Below are 14,742 nucleotides of genomic sequence, written 5' to 3' on the forward strand. Positions count from 1 at the left end.
CACCACTCACTGGGCATCCCCGGAGATCAGCGGCTTCAACTCGCCGCCTTCCAGCACCTGCACCTGCTGTTCAACCGTTTTGAGCTTGTCACGGCAAAAAGAAATCAGTTGCGCACCGCGCTGGTAATTTTCCAGCAGCGCATCCAGCGCCAGCTCGCCTGATTCCATGCGCGCCACCAGTTGCTCAAGCTCATCCAGCGCATTTTCAAAATTATCCGGAACCGGCCGTGCGGCCGCTTTGCGGGAAGATGCCATGATACTGTTACCTATATGATTCAGATTTTCTTCAAACTTTCCACATTTTACCCTTATGACGGGCGAATACCAGCAAGATCGGGGTAAAATAAGGAGTATGGCGCTTTTGCCATATGCCCCTGTCTGCTACCTACTTATGCTCTAGATAGAAGTCAGGGTATTTTTATCATTCACCTCTTCCCACATCAACAGGAGTACGGCTCTTTTTAGCCACCCACGCTACGCCATATCGGCCGGTAGCCTGATGTCTTTTTTAAAGGGATACCTCAGGAATCATGTCGGATCTGAAAACTTATCTCCATCAAGACGGCCCTGGCCCGCAGTTGCCAGTTTCCAGTTACTTCAGCGAAGAACTCTATCAAAAAGAAATGGAGCTTATCTTTCAGCACACACCGCTGTACCTGGGACACCGCCTTGCCGTTCCGGAGGTAGGAAATTATTATGCATTGCCGCAGGAAAACGAAGGCCGGGCGCTGGTTCACAACAAAAATGGCATTGAACTGATTTCCAACGTCTGCCGGCATCGCCAGGCCATCATGCTCAGGGGCCGCGGCACCACCGGTGAAAACATTGTCTGCCCGCTGCACCGTTGGACCTACAAAACCGATGGGCAACTGATTGGTGCACCGCACTTTGACCAGAACCCCTGCATGAACCTGCAACGTTTCCCGGTCAGTGAGTGGAATGGCCTGCTGTTTGAAAACCATGGTCGCAACATTTCCAAAGACTTTGAAAAGCTCGGCCCCCGCGCCGACCTGGACTTTTCCGGCTACGTGCTGGACCATGTGGAACAGCACGTCTGCAACTACAACTGGAAAACCTTTATTGAAGTCTACCTGGAAGACTACCATGTCGGGCCGTTCCACCCGGGCCTGGGCAATTTCGTCACCTGTGACGACCTGACCTGGGAATATGGTGAAGAGTATTCGGTGCAGCGCGTGGGTATTGCCAACGGGCTGACCAAGTCGGGCTCGGACGTGTACAAAAAGTGGCAGGAAGTGGTACGCAACTACCGCCGCAACGCCGGCTTGCCTGAAGTCCCACCCCATGGGGCTATCTGGCTGCTGTACTACCCAACGCTGATGATCGAGTGGTACCCGCACGTACTGGTGGTTTCCAACCTGTACCCAATGGGTACGCAGAAAACCCTCAACACCGTGGAGTTCTACTATCCGGAAGAGATCGCCGCTTTTGAGCGTGACTTCATTGAAGCCGAACGCGCAGCTTATATGGAAACATGCATTGAAGACGATGAAATCGGCGAGCGCATGGACATTGGCCGCCGTGCGCTGATGGAGCGCGGCGTCAGTGAAGTAGGCCCTTACCAGAACCCGATGGAAAATGGCATGGAACAGTTCCACCTGTGGTATCGCAAAATCATGAAAGAGCCGGCACAACAGCAGACTCCCAGACTGGCGGCAGAATGAACCAACACATTTCCAGCAATACAGTGGATGCATCAGCCGATGCATCCATTGCGACGGCAGAAAACAGCAATGCCGCCAGCGATCCGGAGGCTGACCTACCAGCAGCCTCCTCTCACAGCCTCCCAGACTCAACCAGCACCCCGCAGGCCAGCGCGGCCAATGACAATACGGTGCTACCGACAGCATCAGAGCAAGCAGCTTCCGCTGCCCAGGACAGCCCGAATCTGCTGATCGGCATCATTCGAAGCCCGGCGTTCCTGATGATCATGTCGGTGTTCTTATTTTCTGTCATGGTGCTGTGCGTGAAAATGGCTTCACGCTATTACAGCAATTTTGAGATCATTTCATTTCGCGGTTTTATCGGTGTGGCATGCCTGCTGATCTACCAGCAGATTGCGCACGGGCACGGCATCACCGCTATGAAAACGCCCTATCTGGGCATGCAGATGTGGCGCTCCTTCATCGGCACCATGTCGATGACCTGCTGGTTTTACGGTATCGCGATCCTGCCGCTGGCCACCGCCACCACCCTGAGTTACATGTCCTCCATCTGGATGGCGCTGTTCATCATCGCTTCGGCCATGATCACCGGCAAAGGCAAACCGGACTTTAAACTGCTGCTCACCATTGTGGTCGGCTTTGGCGGCATTGTGCTGATTCTGCGCCCCACCGGCGACAGTTTTGAACTGTGGGCCAGCCTGGTGGTGCTGCTGTCCAGCGTTTTTGCGGCACTGGCCTACCTGCAGGTGGCAGCGCTGGGCCGTATGGGCGAGCCGGAATACCGCACCGTCTTTTACTTCTGCCTGTTTGGCGCTATCTTCGGGCTGGTATGCACGCTGTTCAACCCCAACGGCTTTTCCGAATTTTCCTGGCCCGGCATTGCCTGGATGATTCCTGTTGGCGTCACCGCCATGGCAGCACAGTTGCTGCTGACCCGTGCTTATACACAGGGCAATGCACTGGTCAACGCCAGCCTGCAGTATCTGGGGCTGGTGTTTGTGATTCTGTTTGACTGGATACTGGGCACCGGCTGGCCCGACCAGCTCACCTGGATCGGCATGGCACTGGTTGTTCTCTCCGGTTTACTGGCAACCATTTTACGCAGCATCAAAATTCCGCACGCGCTCAAACATGCCGATAAACACCATCATTGATGAAACGGCCTGATTCCGCCAGCAGGGTCCTGCTGGCTGAACCAGTGCACTAAAAAATCCAGCAGCGTGCGCAGCAGCGGCGTCATGCCCTGGTGTGATGCATACAGCCCATAAATCGCCAGATCCTGCACATGCTCGTGCCCCAGCACCTCCACCAGTTGCCCGGTTTGCAGATACGGCAGCACCGCAAACACCGGCTGCATGGTAATCCCGGCGCCCTGCAAGGCCGCAGCAAGCAAAACCGTTGACTCACTGGCGCTCATGGAACCATTCACCGGCACACTTTTCGGTGGCTGGTTTTTCCGCGCCTGAAATGCCCACAGGCTTTTGCTGTAATAATGGTGTGTCAGGCAGTTGTGCACCATCAGGTCTTCCACCTGCTTAGGCAGGCCATGCTTTTCCAGATAAGCCGGGGCTGCGCACAACACCGAAACACACTGCCCCAGGGGCCGGGCGACCAGTTGCGGATCAGGATGGTTGGTTGACCGGATCGCCAGATCAATCCGGTTGGCCACCAGATTAACCGCCTGATCACTGACCTGCAAGTCAACCGTCACCTGTGGATACTGCGCCAGAAAACGGCTCAATGCCGGCGCCAGGATATATTGCGCAAACACATGCGCACAGCTGACACGAATCAGCCCCTGCACCGAGCGTGCCGACGCAATCGGAAATCTTTGCGCCACATCCAATAACTGCCGGCAATCCTGCAGAGCCTGGCTGCCGGCTTCTGTCAGGCTGATCTGCCGTGTGGTTCGGTGCAGCAAACGGGTGCCTGCCCAGTGTTCCATGGCGGCCAGGTAGCGCGTCACCATGGGCCGAGACATTTCCAGGCTGGCCGCAGCCGGACTTAACCCGCCCCGCTCAACAATTTCGACAAAAACCCGTGCAGCAGTAACGCGGTCCATGTATTTATTTGATCGATTAATGAAACAATTTATTGTCTATTTTGCCATTTACTGATCGATTTATGCAATATAAGATCAAGGCATCATTTAAATCAAGCATAAATTCATGGCTCTTCACGATAAAACCAGGGCCGCTAGCTGGCCAAAGAAAGCGCTTTCAAGCAACATGTCAAAACAATTCAGCATATAAAAATGGATTCATTTAACGCCGGAGGAAACACCCGTATGACAGCACAAACACCTTCTGACCTGAGACTGCACGCCATCATTGACCCCTACTGCGGCTGGTGCTACGCTGCCGCACCGTTGCTGGATATTGCGCAAAGCATGCCGCACGTTGAGTTGACGCTGCACGGTGGCGGCATGCTGACCGGAACCAACGTGGTACATGTCAGCCCGCAGTTTCGCACTTATGTGATGCAGCACGACCAGCGCATAGCCAAAATCACCGGACAGCCTTTTGGCGACGCTTACTATAACGGACTGCTGCACGACTCCGAAGCGGTTTTGAACTCGATGCAACCGACGACCGCCATGCTGGCGGCCCAGGCGCTTGGCGGCTACGGGCTGGATATGTTGCACCGGGAGCAAAAAGCGCTGTATGTGGAAGGCCTGCACATTTCCAAAGAACATGTGCTTACCCAACTGGCACAGGATATCGGCCTGAATGCGCAGCAGTTTACCGCTGCTTATCAGCAGTTGGCCGGCAATGAAACACAGGACCATATTGAACAGAGCCGCGCGCTGTTGTTCAAGGTGGGAGGACAGGGCTTTCCCACACTGGCGCTGGAAACACCGGATGCCGACTGGGCGGTTGTCGACCTGGGCTCATTCCTGGGCCGACCGCAGGAATGGAAAAAGCACCTGCAAACATTGCTGTATGAACAGGGACACGACATCATCGAGCTGGACGAAACCAGCCCGGCACAGACCGCCTGCCCGATTGATGGCTGCGCACCCCCCAAAACCACAAACTGACTCCAAGACAGGAAAGGAAAAGAAATGAAAGTTGCCCTTATTGGCATCAGCGGGCGCGTTGGCTCCCGCATTGCACACGAATTGCTGCGCCGTGGACACGCTGTTGTTGGCGTGGCGCGCCGCATTGACAATATTTCACCGCAGAAAAATCTCACGCTGGTTGCAGGTGATGGCAAACAGGCACAGCCTCTGGCACCTCAGATCAAAGGCTGCGACGCCTTGATCAGCGCTGCACGGTTTTCAGATGGCCCCACCGCCGATGATATACTGGCTCTGGTCAAGGCCGCCGGCATTGCTCGCCTGCTTGTTGTAGGTGGTGCCGGCAGCCTGGAGGTAGCACCCGGCAAACGCGTGCTGGATACGCCGGACTTTCCCGACAGCTACAAACCGGAAGCCAATGCCGGCGCCATCTTCTTGGCACGCTTGCAGCAGGAACAGGAAGTTGACTGGACCTTTCTATCCCCGTCGGCAGAATTCATGCCGGGCCAACAAACCGGACAGTTCCGCCTGGGACACAACCAGTTGCTGGTCGACAGCCAGGGGAAAAGCTGGATATCCATGGAAGATTACGCAATTGCCATGGCCGATGAGCTGGAAAAACCACAACACGCGCGCCAGCGTTTTACTGTAGGCTACTGACATACTGACACCATCTCTCCATGAACGCCGGAGTGTATTCACACTTCGGAGTTCATCTTTGCCACATACTATGCAATGCCTGCATCCATGAGGGCGGTTCAATTCCCAGCAGGGTTTGAATGCGCCCGCAGTCCAGTTCACTATAGGCTGGCCTGATGGCGTGCCCTGGTAATGCCCCGGTGCTTGAATCGGCCTGTGTTGGCAGCACCTGTACGGCATGGGGCAATATGCCATGCTGCTGTGCCACTGCGATGATTTCACACGCCCATGCATAGCGACTGCACGCCGGTGCCCCGGCATAATGCAGCACACCCCACGGTAAATCGCCGTTTTGCCAGTATCGCCGCACCAGAGCCCACAACGTTTCAGCCAATGCACTGACTGGTGTCGGACAACTGATCTGCCCTTCTGTCACATGGAGTTCAGATTTTGTCTGCGCCTGCTGCACAATGCGTGTGACAAAATTAGCATGTGTCGTGCTGAAAACGGAACTGGTCCGCAGCACCAGCGCACGCGAATGCATCGCCAGCAGACACTGCTCGCCAGCCAGCTTGCTGCTGCCGTACACATTCAACGGATTCGTTGCATCAGCCTCTGTATACGGTGCCTTCGCACTGCCATCAAACACATAATCGGTAGACAGATGAAGCACCGGTACATGCGCGGCCTGCGCAACCTGTGCCAGATGCACAACCGCATCACGGTTCACGGCAAACGCTTTTGCCGGCTCTGTCTGCGCCAGGTCCACCTGTGTATACGCGGCCGCGTTGATCAGCAGGTCGGGTTGAAACAACGCAAAAACCGACTGTACCTGCTGCGGTTGCGTGATATCCAGCATGTGATGGTCTGCCGCATACAGTTCCACCCCTGCCGGCATTCCCCGCTGCAACGCCTGCCCCACCTGCCCGCCGGCACCGGTCAGCAGTACGCGCAGGGCAGTGGCGTTTTGGATATGGCTCATGGTCTGGGCTGGCGCTCCAGCCACGCCTGCACTGTAGGTAAGTGCTGATCCCGCTCGGACACCAGAGGTTGTTTGATCGGCCATGCAATGTCAAGCTGCGGGTCAGACCACAGCACCCCGCCTTCGTCCTGCGGGTGGTACACGTCGGTACATTTATACAGCACATCGGCACTGCTGCTCAGCACACAAAAACCATGCGCATAACCCGGCGGCACCCACAATTGTCGCCAGCGTTTTTCGGGAGTATCGGGCGCATACAGATCCACCGCAACATGCTGCGCAAAAGTGGAAGAGGCAGGGTTCATATCCACCACCACATCCCAAATATGGCCCTGCAACACCGTCACCAGCTTGCCCTGCGGATAACGCTGTTGCAGGTGCAATCCTCTGAGCACCCCTTTGCGGGAGTGTGACCAGTTATCCTGCACAAAAGGCAGCGTGATGCCTGCCTGCACATAGCGCGGTGCATGAAACAGTTCTGTCAGTTCACCGCGTGCATCCTCATGCCGCTGCAATTCCAGCAGCACAACACCTGGCAGTTGGGTTTCAATCACATTCATCTGTCTGCCCCGCCTGTTGGTGATGCGCCATCCGCTTCACTGTGCTGCAACAGCCGTGAAAGATAAGCGCCATAAGCGTTTGCCCCCATGCGCTTTGCCGCCTGCCGCAATTGGCTGCTGTCCAGCCAGCCCTGGTGCCAGGCAATTTCCTCCAGACAGGCCACCTTGAACCCCTGGCGCTTTTCCAGCGTCTGCACAAAATGCGCGGCGTCCAGCACCGCATCGCATGTGCCCATATCCAGCCATGCAAAGCCACGCCCCAGCCGCTGTACCTGCAATTGCTGCTGTTGCAGATAGATTTTTAACACATCCATAATTTCAAGCTCGCCACGTGGCGAAGGGCTGAGTGTGGCCGCCATATCCACGGCCTGCTCATCCAGAAAATACAGCCCGGTCAGCGCATAGCCTGCGGCAAGGCGCTGCGGCTTTTCTTCAATGCTTAACACCCGGCCGGCATCATCCAGCAGCACCGAACCGAATTGCCGGACATCGTTCACCGGATAAGCAAATACCGTGGCCCCGGCAGGCTGCCTTACAGCCTGTTGCAACATGCCGCTAAACCCCTGCCCGTAAAACAGGTTATCGCCCAGCACCAGACAAACCGGGTGACCCTGTACAAAAGGCGCTGCCACCAGCAAAGCCTGCGCCACACCCTGCGGCGCCTGCTGCTGCGCATAGCTGATCCGGATGCCCAGTTGTGAACCATTCCCCAGCATGCGCTCGAAAGTCACCTGATCATCAGGCGTGGTAATGATCAGTACATCACGGATCCCTGCCAGCATCAAAACAGACAATGGATAATAGATCATCGGCTTGTCATAAACCGGCAGCAGTTGCTTGCACACCCCCAATGTGGCCGGATACAGGCGTGAACCGGTACCGCCAGCCACCACCACACCTTTAACGCCTGGGTTAAGCGGCATATTCATACCCCACCTCCACAAGCAGCCAGCCCCTGCCGCTGCAAAGCATAGCCGCGCGCCAGCACCTGCTGCCACCATGATGGATTTTGCACATACCATGCAACCGTCTGCCTGAGCCCTTCTTCCAGATTCACCTGCGGCAGCCAGCCCAGTTCGCGGCGGATTTTGTCGCTGTTGAGCGCGTAACGCCGGTCATGGCCGGGGCGGTCCGGCACATGGCTAATCAGTGACGCATAAGATTTAACCGCCTGTGGATGCACAGGCAGCAGCGCCTCCAGCACATGGCAGATCTGCCGAACCACATCCAGATTGCTCATTGTTTCCGGCACGCTGATGTGATAACTTTCACCCACACGGCCGGCGCATAAGACTCGCCACAATGCGCGCACATGGTCGTCGACAAAAAGCCACTGCCGCTGCTGCAAACCATCGCCATATACCGGCAGCGGCTGGCCCGCCAAAGCATTCAGGATCATGTGAGGGATCAGCTTTTCAGGATACTGATAAGCGCCATAATTATTGCAGCAATGCGTCAGCAACACCGGCAGTCCATACGTCCGATGCCAGGCACGCACCAGATGATCGGCCCCGGCCTTGGACGCCGCATAGGGCGAACTTGGCGCATAAAGTGTCTGTTCATCTGCAGGCTCAGCCCCTGCCGCCAGATCGCCATACACCTCATCGGTGGATACATGCAAAAACCGGAACTGCGCCTGCTGCGCCGCCGGTAACTGCTGCCAGTAGGCCCGCACGGCTTCCAGCATGTTCAGCGTGCCCAGTACATTGGTCTGCACAAAAACTTCAGGCGCATCGATCGAGCGATCCACATGCGTTTCAGCAGCCAGGTGCATAACCGCCTGTGGCTGTGTCTTCATGAACAACTGTGCCAGCGCATCCGCATCCCGAATATCCTGCCGGTAAAAAAAATGCCGAGCACTTTCTCCCACGGCCGACAGCGCAGACAAATCTCCGGCATAGGTCAGCGCATCCACATTGATGATTTCAAGCTGCTGCACATTCACCAGGTAGCGCACCAGTGCCGAACCAATGAAGCCCGCCCCGCCGCTGACCAGTATGCGCCGGGGCGATTGTGCATTGGAATGAGGAGCTGTTTTTTTCATCTGAAAGAGCAAACCATAACACGCTTAAAAAGCCGGGAGCCCTCATTTTCGCTCAAACGCGAATTAAAAGGATTCCGCCCTATTTTATCTGCCAGCGTCTTTTTGCAATACGCGTTACAATGATGCACTTGTTTGTGGCACTCAGTCGTGCCCAGGCATACAGCGATGGTGTGGCACGAAAAAGCAAAGCTTAACAGATGAACCACATGGCGCTGCTTAATTAACCCCCGTCCGCCAAAGACTGAGACCCTTGCAAATGCAGCAGGCGCAAGGCCTGCTGATTCGGGTTCTGATTGCAGTTTATATCAGACTGCAAACTGGCTGATCTTATTTGTACCTGGCATAAACCGCCGGTACCTCCAACAATATTATGAAATTCGAAGATTTACAATTGGCGCCTGCCTTGCTGAAGGCTGTGCAGGATTTAGGTTTTGATGCCCCAACCCCGATTCAGCAGGAAGCCATCCCGGTCGTACTGTCCGGTGTTGACCTGATGGCCGGCGCACAAACCGGCACCGGGAAAACCGGCGGTTTTGCCCTGCCCATTCTGCATCGGCTGGCGCAGGAACACCCGGCCAAAAACAAAAAAGGCCGCATCATTCCGCGTGCGCTGATTCTGGCACCCACGCGCGAACTGGCCGCACAGATTGAAGAGTCTTTCCGCCAGTTTGGAAAATACCTCAAACTCAGCACCATGGTGATGTTTGGCGGCGTCAGCATGAACCCGCAGATCCAGCGCCTGCAACGCGGTGTGGACATCATCATTGCAACCCCCGGACGTCTGCTCGACCTGCACCAGCAGGGGTTTGTCGACCTGTCTCAGGCCAGCACCCTGGTGCTGGATGAAGCCGACCGCATGCTGGACATGGGGTTCATCATCGATATCCGCAAGATTTTGGCGCAGCTGCCCAAAGAACGGCAAAACCTGCTGTTTTCCGCCACGTTCAGCGAAGAAATCCGCGAACTGGCCGGGCAACTGCTGCACGAGCCCCACACCATTCAGGTCACCCCGCGCAACACCACGGTGGAGCGCATTGAACAGATTGCACACCCGGTTGCACGCAGCCGCAAGCTGGAACTGCTGATCAAGCTGATTCAGGATAACCAGTGGTATCAGGTGCTGATTTTTACCCGTACCAAATTTGGCGCTAATAAAGTATCTGATGCACTGGAGAAAAACGGCATTAAATCCGTTGCGCTGCACGGCAACAAAAGCCAGGCCGCACGTACCGCTGCATTAAAAGGCTTTAAGAACGGCCAGATTCAGGCCATGGTGGCCACCGACATTGCCGCCCGCGGCATTGATATTGACCAGCTGGCCTGCGTTGTTAACTATGAACTGCCTAATGTCAGCGAAGACTATGTGCACCGCATTGGCCGTACAGGCCGCGCGGGCGCTGACGGCGTTGCGATCAGTCTGGTCACGGTGGACGAAGCCGGGTTCATGCAACAGATTGAAACACTGATTAAACGCCCGGTTGAACAGATTGTGATTGACGGATTCCAGCCCGACCCGCTGGAAACTGCACAGCCCATTGTGATGGGCCGGCAGGTACTGTGGGGCGGTATTGGCAGGGCGCCCAGCCGCCAGTCCACCGCATCATTCGTGAAAGCGGCCCGTCAGCAGATCAACCAGCCACGCGGTGGTGCAGGTACCCGTGCCGGACGTACCGGCGGTGGGCAGGCCCGTGACAGCCAGCGCAAAGACGGCAAAGGCAGTAGAGGCGGCAGAAGCACCGGCGCATCAGACGGCTACAATGACCGTCGGCCCGAAACACGCTTTGCAGGCCCCAGACAACAATCGGCCCTGACGGGTGGCACGGCAGGAGAATCAGGGCGCGGGGAACGCCGTACAGGTGAACGCGCAGCGGGCGCAGGCCGAAACAGCAGAGGAAGTGCTGATGGTTATTACAGCGGAAAACCCGGTGGTAACCGTACCGGCGCAGCCACAAAGCGCCCGGGCAGCAAATCCGGCTTCAGTACAACGCCAAACAGAAGTGCACCGCGCCGGTCTTCGTCCGAAAGCAGATCTGGTAGCGCCAGATCAGGCAGAGGTCGCCCTTCGGCAGCAAACTGAGATGTTTTTACATCATTAAAGGGCACATATACCAATTAATTGTGCTCCCAGATAAAACCACTTTAAAGCCTGTGCCCATAAAAGCACAGGCTTTTTTCACGTAGAGCCAACAAGGCCAAACAATAATCTCACTGTACCTGATGATGCCAGTAACGCGAGCGCTGCATTCTTTCACATTGCATCTGCTCCGGTGCATCACTGCGCCAGGTTGCTGCGCCACAATTGACCGTATTCACAAGCTGAATTTCGTGCTGGCTGTAACGCTTGAGCACATCTTCATCAGGATGGCCGAAACGGTTCAGATACCCCGATTGAACAACAACCCAGTGCGGATTGACCGCGTCTAAAAATGCTTCTGAAGATGATGTTTTACTGCCATGGTGCGGTGCCAGCAGCCAGTCAGCATGAAGTGAGGTGCCGCATTGCTGCTCTGCTGAATCTGCCGCACTTGCGCCAATAGGATCAGTTGGATGTATGCGTGCAGAACAATCCTCAGACCGCGCAACCAGATCCCCCTCTTGCTTCGCTTCAATATCTCCTGTCAGCAATGCCGCCACCTCTTTTCCCGCTGCATTGGTTGCAGCAACCCGCAACACACAGGACTGTGCATTACCTGACAACGCCCGGGAATTTCCCTGACTTTCCATTTGTACAGTGGGATGCAGCACCGTAAACTGCACATCATCCCACTGCCACGACAACCCGGCCACACAGCTAATATGATCTGCCGCAGTTGATTGCCAGATGACATCACCAGATGGCGCGGATGCCAGCAGATCAGCCTGCGGATACGCCGCCAGGACCGAATACAATCCACCGGCATGATCTGCATCCACATGGCTGACCACCACACGATCCAAATGCACGCCCAGCGCATGCAAAGCGGGCACCACCATGAGCGATCCGGCATCTGAATCTTCAGTATATTTAGGGCCGGTATCGTATAGCAGATCATGTGTGGCAGTGCGCACCAGCACCGCACTCCCCTGCCCAACATCCAGCGCAATCACCTCAAACTCACCTCGCGCAACCCGGGTTGGCTGCCAAACCAATACAGGAATAAGCATTAATAAGCCAAGCAGCCGGTAACGCCATCGCCATGTTGGCAGCACCAGAACAACCGCCCCCAGCACAGCAGCAACGCCCACCGGCCATGGCGGTACGGCGCTGCTCCACACCGCCCATGTCCAACCTGAAAGCCATTGCAAAACCGCCAGCAATACATCGGCGGCCCACGCAGCAAAGAGCCATAACGGGTGCCATACCATACCCAGCAGCGACAGAGGCACCATCACAAAAGTGACCCATGGAATTGCAAACAGATTAGCGACCAGCCCCACCACAGAAACCTGCTGAAACAACAGCAATGTCAACGGTGCCAGTGCAATTGAAATGCGCCATTGCACCACCAGCAGTTGCCAGCAACTTCGCCATATACTTTTCCATAAACGCTGCCACCAGGGTTGCAAGGCAAGCTGTGCTAGCGACGAATTCTGTTTCTTCCGCTCCAACTGTTTCTGCCCGTCAATACCATCTGTTGCCTGTACCAGTAAAACGCCTACTGCAATGAACGACAGCCAGAATCCCGCCTGCAATAATGCCCAAGGATCTGCCGCCACTACAACTGCCGCAGCAAAACACCACACGGTGTACCATGGCCAGCGTATTCCGACAACACGCAGCAACACCACCGTTGCCAGCATCAGCACCGTGCGCTGTGCCGGAATACCCCAGCCGGCAAACAATGCGTACAAGACTGCACACAACAACCCGCCTACGGCAGCAGCCGTATGCGCAGGCAGCCACAACATCAAACGTACACTGCGCCGCCACAACCAGTTGATCAGGCACATCGCCAGCCATGCCATCATCGTGATGTGCAACCCCGAGATACTGACCAGATGCGCTACGCCAGTGGTACGAAATATCTGCCAGTCATCCCGGGAAATGGCACGCTGGTCTCCCAGGGTTAACGCAGCAAGCAGGCCTGCCTGCCGTGCATCCGGCACGGTATGCATGATTTTGCCCCGCACCTGCTCCCGCCAGTGTTCCACCAAGGAGCCCTGAGCATCAGCCAGCAACTGAGGCGTAGCCGCATTTTTAGCAGTCCGCACATACCCTACTGCGCCAATACCCTGCCCCCACAGCCACAGTTCATAATCAAAACCATGCGGGTTCATGCTGCCATGGGGTGCGCGCAGGCGCACTTCAAAGCGCCAATGCTGCCCAACGTGGATATCGGGCATGGCATCGTTGGTACCATTCGCGGCAGACGTGCTGAAATACCAGCTTAATTGCAGTTTGGCAGGCAATTGAACCGGTTCACCATTCAACTCCGCAGTTTTAACCTCCAGCGTAAAACGCCAGCGCCCGGACTGCAATTGCGGCAGCGTATCCACCACGCCTTCGACCAGAATATCCTGCCGCTCCAGCCCCGGCGGCATTGCATCTGCCATTTTGTGTGCTGCCCGCCAGCCGGCCCAGGCAAAGCCCATGCAAACCAATAATGCCCAAACCAACACACGCTGGCCCCAGCGCCGGTACCGGCCCTGCACGGCGTACAGACTCTGACGCCAGGCATAAACCATCCATGCCAGACCTGCTCCGGCAGCCAGAAAAAGCACCAGGTAAATTTCTGCGCCCCATAACCGGGCCTGGCCCAACTGCCATGCGATACCCACCAGCCATGCTGCACAAATTGCTTCCATGGGTTAAAGTTTAGGGCAATTCTCTCCGTATTTTTATTGAAAAGGAAAACACATGTCTGTTTACCACAAACTAGATGCACTGAACATCAAACTTCCCGGTGTTGCAACACCGGCGGCTGCATATGTCCCCTATGCCATTTCAGGCAAGCAGGTTTACCTTTCCGGCCATATTGCCAAAAAGGAAGGTACACCGTGGGTAGGGCAACTGGGTAAAAACATGAGCACAGAAGAAGGCAGACTTGCTGCACACGCCGTTGCCATTGACCTGCTTGGAACCCTGCATGCCGCTACCGGGGACCTGAATAAAATCAAACGTATCGTCAAAGTGGTCAGCCTCGTTAACAGCGCACCAGACTATACCGAACACCACCTGGTGACCAACGGCTGCTCGGAACTGCTGGGAGAAGTATTTGGAGAAAAAGGCCAGCATGCCCGCAGCGCCTATGGTGTGGCCCAACTGCCTATGGGAGTTTGTGTGGAGATTGAACTGATTGCAGAACTGCTATAAAACAAAAAACAGATAGCCCTTTTTAGTGCATAGCGGGCACAAAACATCCTCTGACTTTTAACGGCAATCGGAGGGCAACCGATTCTGAGACACAGATCCTGTGGCTTCAGTGCATGTCCAACTGACACGCCCATACGGAATAACGCCAGCCACCAAAGGGCCGTTATTCCCTGTCGGGGTCAATAGTAATTGAATGTTTTGGGCATGGGCTGAGCCGGTAATGGTGATTACGCCTGTGGGACCATCAATAGAAATGTTGCTGGTGTTCCTCGTCGAAACAAACCCCTGCCATCGGCTATCTAAAGGGTTAATGCCGTTAACTGCATTCTCTGCTACCAACGATTTGGCCGTACTTGCCAGCATCAGCCCTTCTCCCAAGCGTGTACGAACCACATAATCCTGATACATAATCAAACCAAAGGCAGCCAAAATTCCTGTGATGACTACAACAATCATCAACTCAATCAGGGTAAACCCATTTTGAAAACCTTTTTGTGTTGTCCACGCCATTTCGTTTTTCATC

General features: G+C 55.5%; 14 protein-coding genes. 6 read left to right on the forward strand and 8 right to left on the reverse strand.

The window, feature by feature from the left end; all coding sequences use genetic code 11:
* Positions 1-6 precede the first annotated feature (6 nt).
* Positions 7-255 carry an exodeoxyribonuclease VII small subunit gene (locus AACY98_RS14095; protein ID WP_339806036.1) on the reverse strand — a complete coding sequence of 83 codons (249 nt, stop codon included), beginning with the start codon at positions 253-255 and terminating at the stop codon, positions 7-9.
* Between the two features lie 275 nt (positions 256-530).
* On the opposite strand from AACY98_RS14095, the gene AACY98_RS14100 reads away from it, so the two are divergent.
* On the forward strand, positions 531-1,682 hold the full coding sequence (locus tag AACY98_RS14100) for an aromatic ring-hydroxylating oxygenase subunit alpha (RefSeq protein WP_339806038.1): 1,152 nt from the start codon (positions 531-533) through the stop codon (positions 1,680-1,682).
* On the forward strand, positions 1,679-2,836 hold the full coding sequence (locus AACY98_RS14105) for a DMT family transporter (RefSeq protein ID WP_339806040.1): 1,158 nt from the start codon (positions 1,679-1,681) through the stop codon (positions 2,834-2,836). The genes AACY98_RS14100 and AACY98_RS14105 overlap by 4 nt, the downstream gene beginning before the upstream one ends.
* Here AACY98_RS14105 and AACY98_RS14110 read toward each other — a convergent pair.
* A complete protein-coding gene (locus tag AACY98_RS14110; RefSeq protein WP_339806042.1) occupies positions 2,830-3,744 on the reverse strand; it encodes a LysR family transcriptional regulator in 915 nt (304 codons plus the stop codon). The genes AACY98_RS14105 and AACY98_RS14110 overlap by 7 nt on opposite strands.
* 225 nt (positions 3,745-3,969) lie before the next feature.
* Between AACY98_RS14110 and AACY98_RS14115 the strand changes: the two genes are divergently transcribed.
* A complete protein-coding gene (locus AACY98_RS14115; RefSeq protein ID WP_339806043.1) occupies positions 3,970-4,722 on the forward strand; it encodes a DsbA family protein in 753 nt (250 codons plus the stop codon).
* Positions 4,723-4,746: 24 nt separating this feature from the next.
* Complete coding sequence (locus AACY98_RS14120; protein ID WP_339806045.1) at positions 4,747-5,361, forward strand: NAD(P)-dependent oxidoreductase; 615 nt, start codon at positions 4,747-4,749, stop codon at positions 5,359-5,361.
* A gap of 52 nt (positions 5,362-5,413) precedes the next feature.
* On the opposite strand, the gene rfbD is transcribed toward AACY98_RS14120, so the two are convergent.
* Genes rfbD through rfbB form a run of 4 tightly spaced genes read right to left on the reverse strand, consistent with a single transcriptional unit; the run spans position 5,414 to position 8,926 of the window.
* The gene (gene rfbD, locus AACY98_RS14125; protein WP_339806047.1) at positions 5,414-6,322 is read right to left on the reverse strand and encodes a dTDP-4-dehydrorhamnose reductase; all 909 of its coding nucleotides are present in this window, start codon (positions 6,320-6,322) and stop codon (positions 5,414-5,416) included.
* Entirely contained in the window at positions 6,319-6,882 is a 564-nt protein-coding gene (gene rfbC, locus AACY98_RS14130; protein ID WP_339806049.1) for a dTDP-4-dehydrorhamnose 3,5-epimerase, read from the reverse strand. Before rfbC ends, rfbD begins: the two co-directional genes overlap by 4 nt.
* Entirely contained in the window at positions 6,879-7,805 is a 927-nt protein-coding gene (rfbA, locus tag AACY98_RS14135; RefSeq protein ID WP_423817582.1) for a glucose-1-phosphate thymidylyltransferase RfbA, read from the reverse strand. The genes rfbC and rfbA overlap by 4 nt, the downstream gene beginning before the upstream one ends.
* 2 nt (positions 7,806-7,807) lie before the next feature.
* Positions 7,808-8,926 carry a dTDP-glucose 4,6-dehydratase gene (rfbB, locus tag AACY98_RS14140; RefSeq protein ID WP_339806053.1) on the reverse strand — a complete coding sequence of 373 codons (1,119 nt, stop codon included), beginning with the start codon at positions 8,924-8,926 and terminating at the stop codon, positions 7,808-7,810.
* A 370-nt stretch (positions 8,927-9,296) separates the two neighbouring features.
* Between rfbB and AACY98_RS14145 the strand changes: the two genes are divergently transcribed.
* On the forward strand, positions 9,297-11,003 hold the full coding sequence (locus AACY98_RS14145; protein ID WP_339806055.1) for a DEAD/DEAH box helicase: 1,707 nt from the start codon (positions 9,297-9,299) through the stop codon (positions 11,001-11,003).
* A 128-nt stretch (positions 11,004-11,131) separates the two neighbouring features.
* Here AACY98_RS14145 and AACY98_RS14150 read toward each other — a convergent pair whose 3' ends face one another.
* Entirely contained in the window at positions 11,132-13,711 is a 2,580-nt protein-coding gene (locus AACY98_RS14150; protein WP_339806057.1) for a DNA internalization-related competence protein ComEC/Rec2, read from the reverse strand.
* Positions 13,712-13,763: 52 nt separating this feature from the next.
* Between AACY98_RS14150 and AACY98_RS14155 the strand changes: the two genes are divergently transcribed.
* Positions 13,764-14,219 (forward strand): RidA family protein, encoded by a 456-nt coding sequence (locus tag AACY98_RS14155; protein WP_339806059.1) that lies wholly within the window; start codon positions 13,764-13,766, stop codon positions 14,217-14,219.
* A 57-nt stretch (positions 14,220-14,276) separates the two neighbouring features.
* Here the strand turns inward: AACY98_RS14155 and AACY98_RS14160 are convergent, their stop codons facing one another.
* The gene (locus AACY98_RS14160; RefSeq protein ID WP_339806061.1) at positions 14,277-14,741 is read right to left on the reverse strand and encodes a pilin; all 465 of its coding nucleotides are present in this window, start codon (positions 14,739-14,741) and stop codon (positions 14,277-14,279) included.
* Position 14,742 lies beyond the last annotated feature (1 nt).

This window comes from Saezia sanguinis (assembly GCF_963921665.1).
Lineage (GTDB): Bacteria > Pseudomonadota > Gammaproteobacteria > Burkholderiales > Burkholderiaceae_C > Saezia > Saezia sanguinis.

What these genes read in the sequence shown, in the direction of transcription:
- AACY98_RS14095 (WP_339806036.1), bottom strand. Translation starts at nt 255, where the DNA reads ATGGCATCTTCCCGCAAAGCGGCCGCACGGCCGGTTCCGGATAATTTT.
- AACY98_RS14100 (WP_339806038.1), top strand. Translation starts at nt 531, where the DNA reads ATGTCGGATCTGAAAACTTATCTCCATCAAGACGGCCCTGGCCCGCAG.
- AACY98_RS14105 (WP_339806040.1), top strand. Translation starts at nt 1,679, where the DNA reads ATGAACCAACACATTTCCAGCAATACAGTGGATGCATCAGCCGATGCA.
- AACY98_RS14110 (WP_339806042.1), bottom strand. Translation starts at nt 3,744, where the DNA reads ATGGACCGCGTTACTGCTGCACGGGTTTTTGTCGAAATTGTTGAGCGG.
- AACY98_RS14115 (WP_339806043.1), top strand. Translation starts at nt 3,970, where the DNA reads ATGACAGCACAAACACCTTCTGACCTGAGACTGCACGCCATCATTGAC.
- AACY98_RS14120 (WP_339806045.1), top strand. Translation starts at nt 4,747, where the DNA reads ATGAAAGTTGCCCTTATTGGCATCAGCGGGCGCGTTGGCTCCCGCATT.
- rfbD (WP_339806047.1), bottom strand. Translation starts at nt 6,322, where the DNA reads ATGAGCCATATCCAAAACGCCACTGCCCTGCGCGTACTGCTGACCGGT.
- rfbC (WP_339806049.1), bottom strand. Translation starts at nt 6,882, where the DNA reads ATGAATGTGATTGAAACCCAACTGCCAGGTGTTGTGCTGCTGGAATTG.
- rfbA (WP_423817582.1), bottom strand. Translation starts at nt 7,805, where the DNA reads ATGCCGCTTAACCCAGGCGTTAAAGGTGTGGTGGTGGCTGGCGGTACC.
- rfbB (WP_339806053.1), bottom strand. Translation starts at nt 8,926, where the DNA reads ATGAAAAAAACAGCTCCTCATTCCAATGCACAATCGCCCCGGCGCATA.
- AACY98_RS14145 (WP_339806055.1), top strand. Translation starts at nt 9,297, where the DNA reads ATGAAATTCGAAGATTTACAATTGGCGCCTGCCTTGCTGAAGGCTGTG.
- AACY98_RS14150 (WP_339806057.1), bottom strand. Translation starts at nt 13,711, where the DNA reads ATGGAAGCAATTTGTGCAGCATGGCTGGTGGGTATCGCATGGCAGTTG.
- AACY98_RS14155 (WP_339806059.1), top strand. Translation starts at nt 13,764, where the DNA reads ATGTCTGTTTACCACAAACTAGATGCACTGAACATCAAACTTCCCGGT.
- AACY98_RS14160 (WP_339806061.1), bottom strand. Translation starts at nt 14,741, where the DNA reads ATGAAAAACGAAATGGCGTGGACAACACAAAAAGGTTTTCAAAATGGG.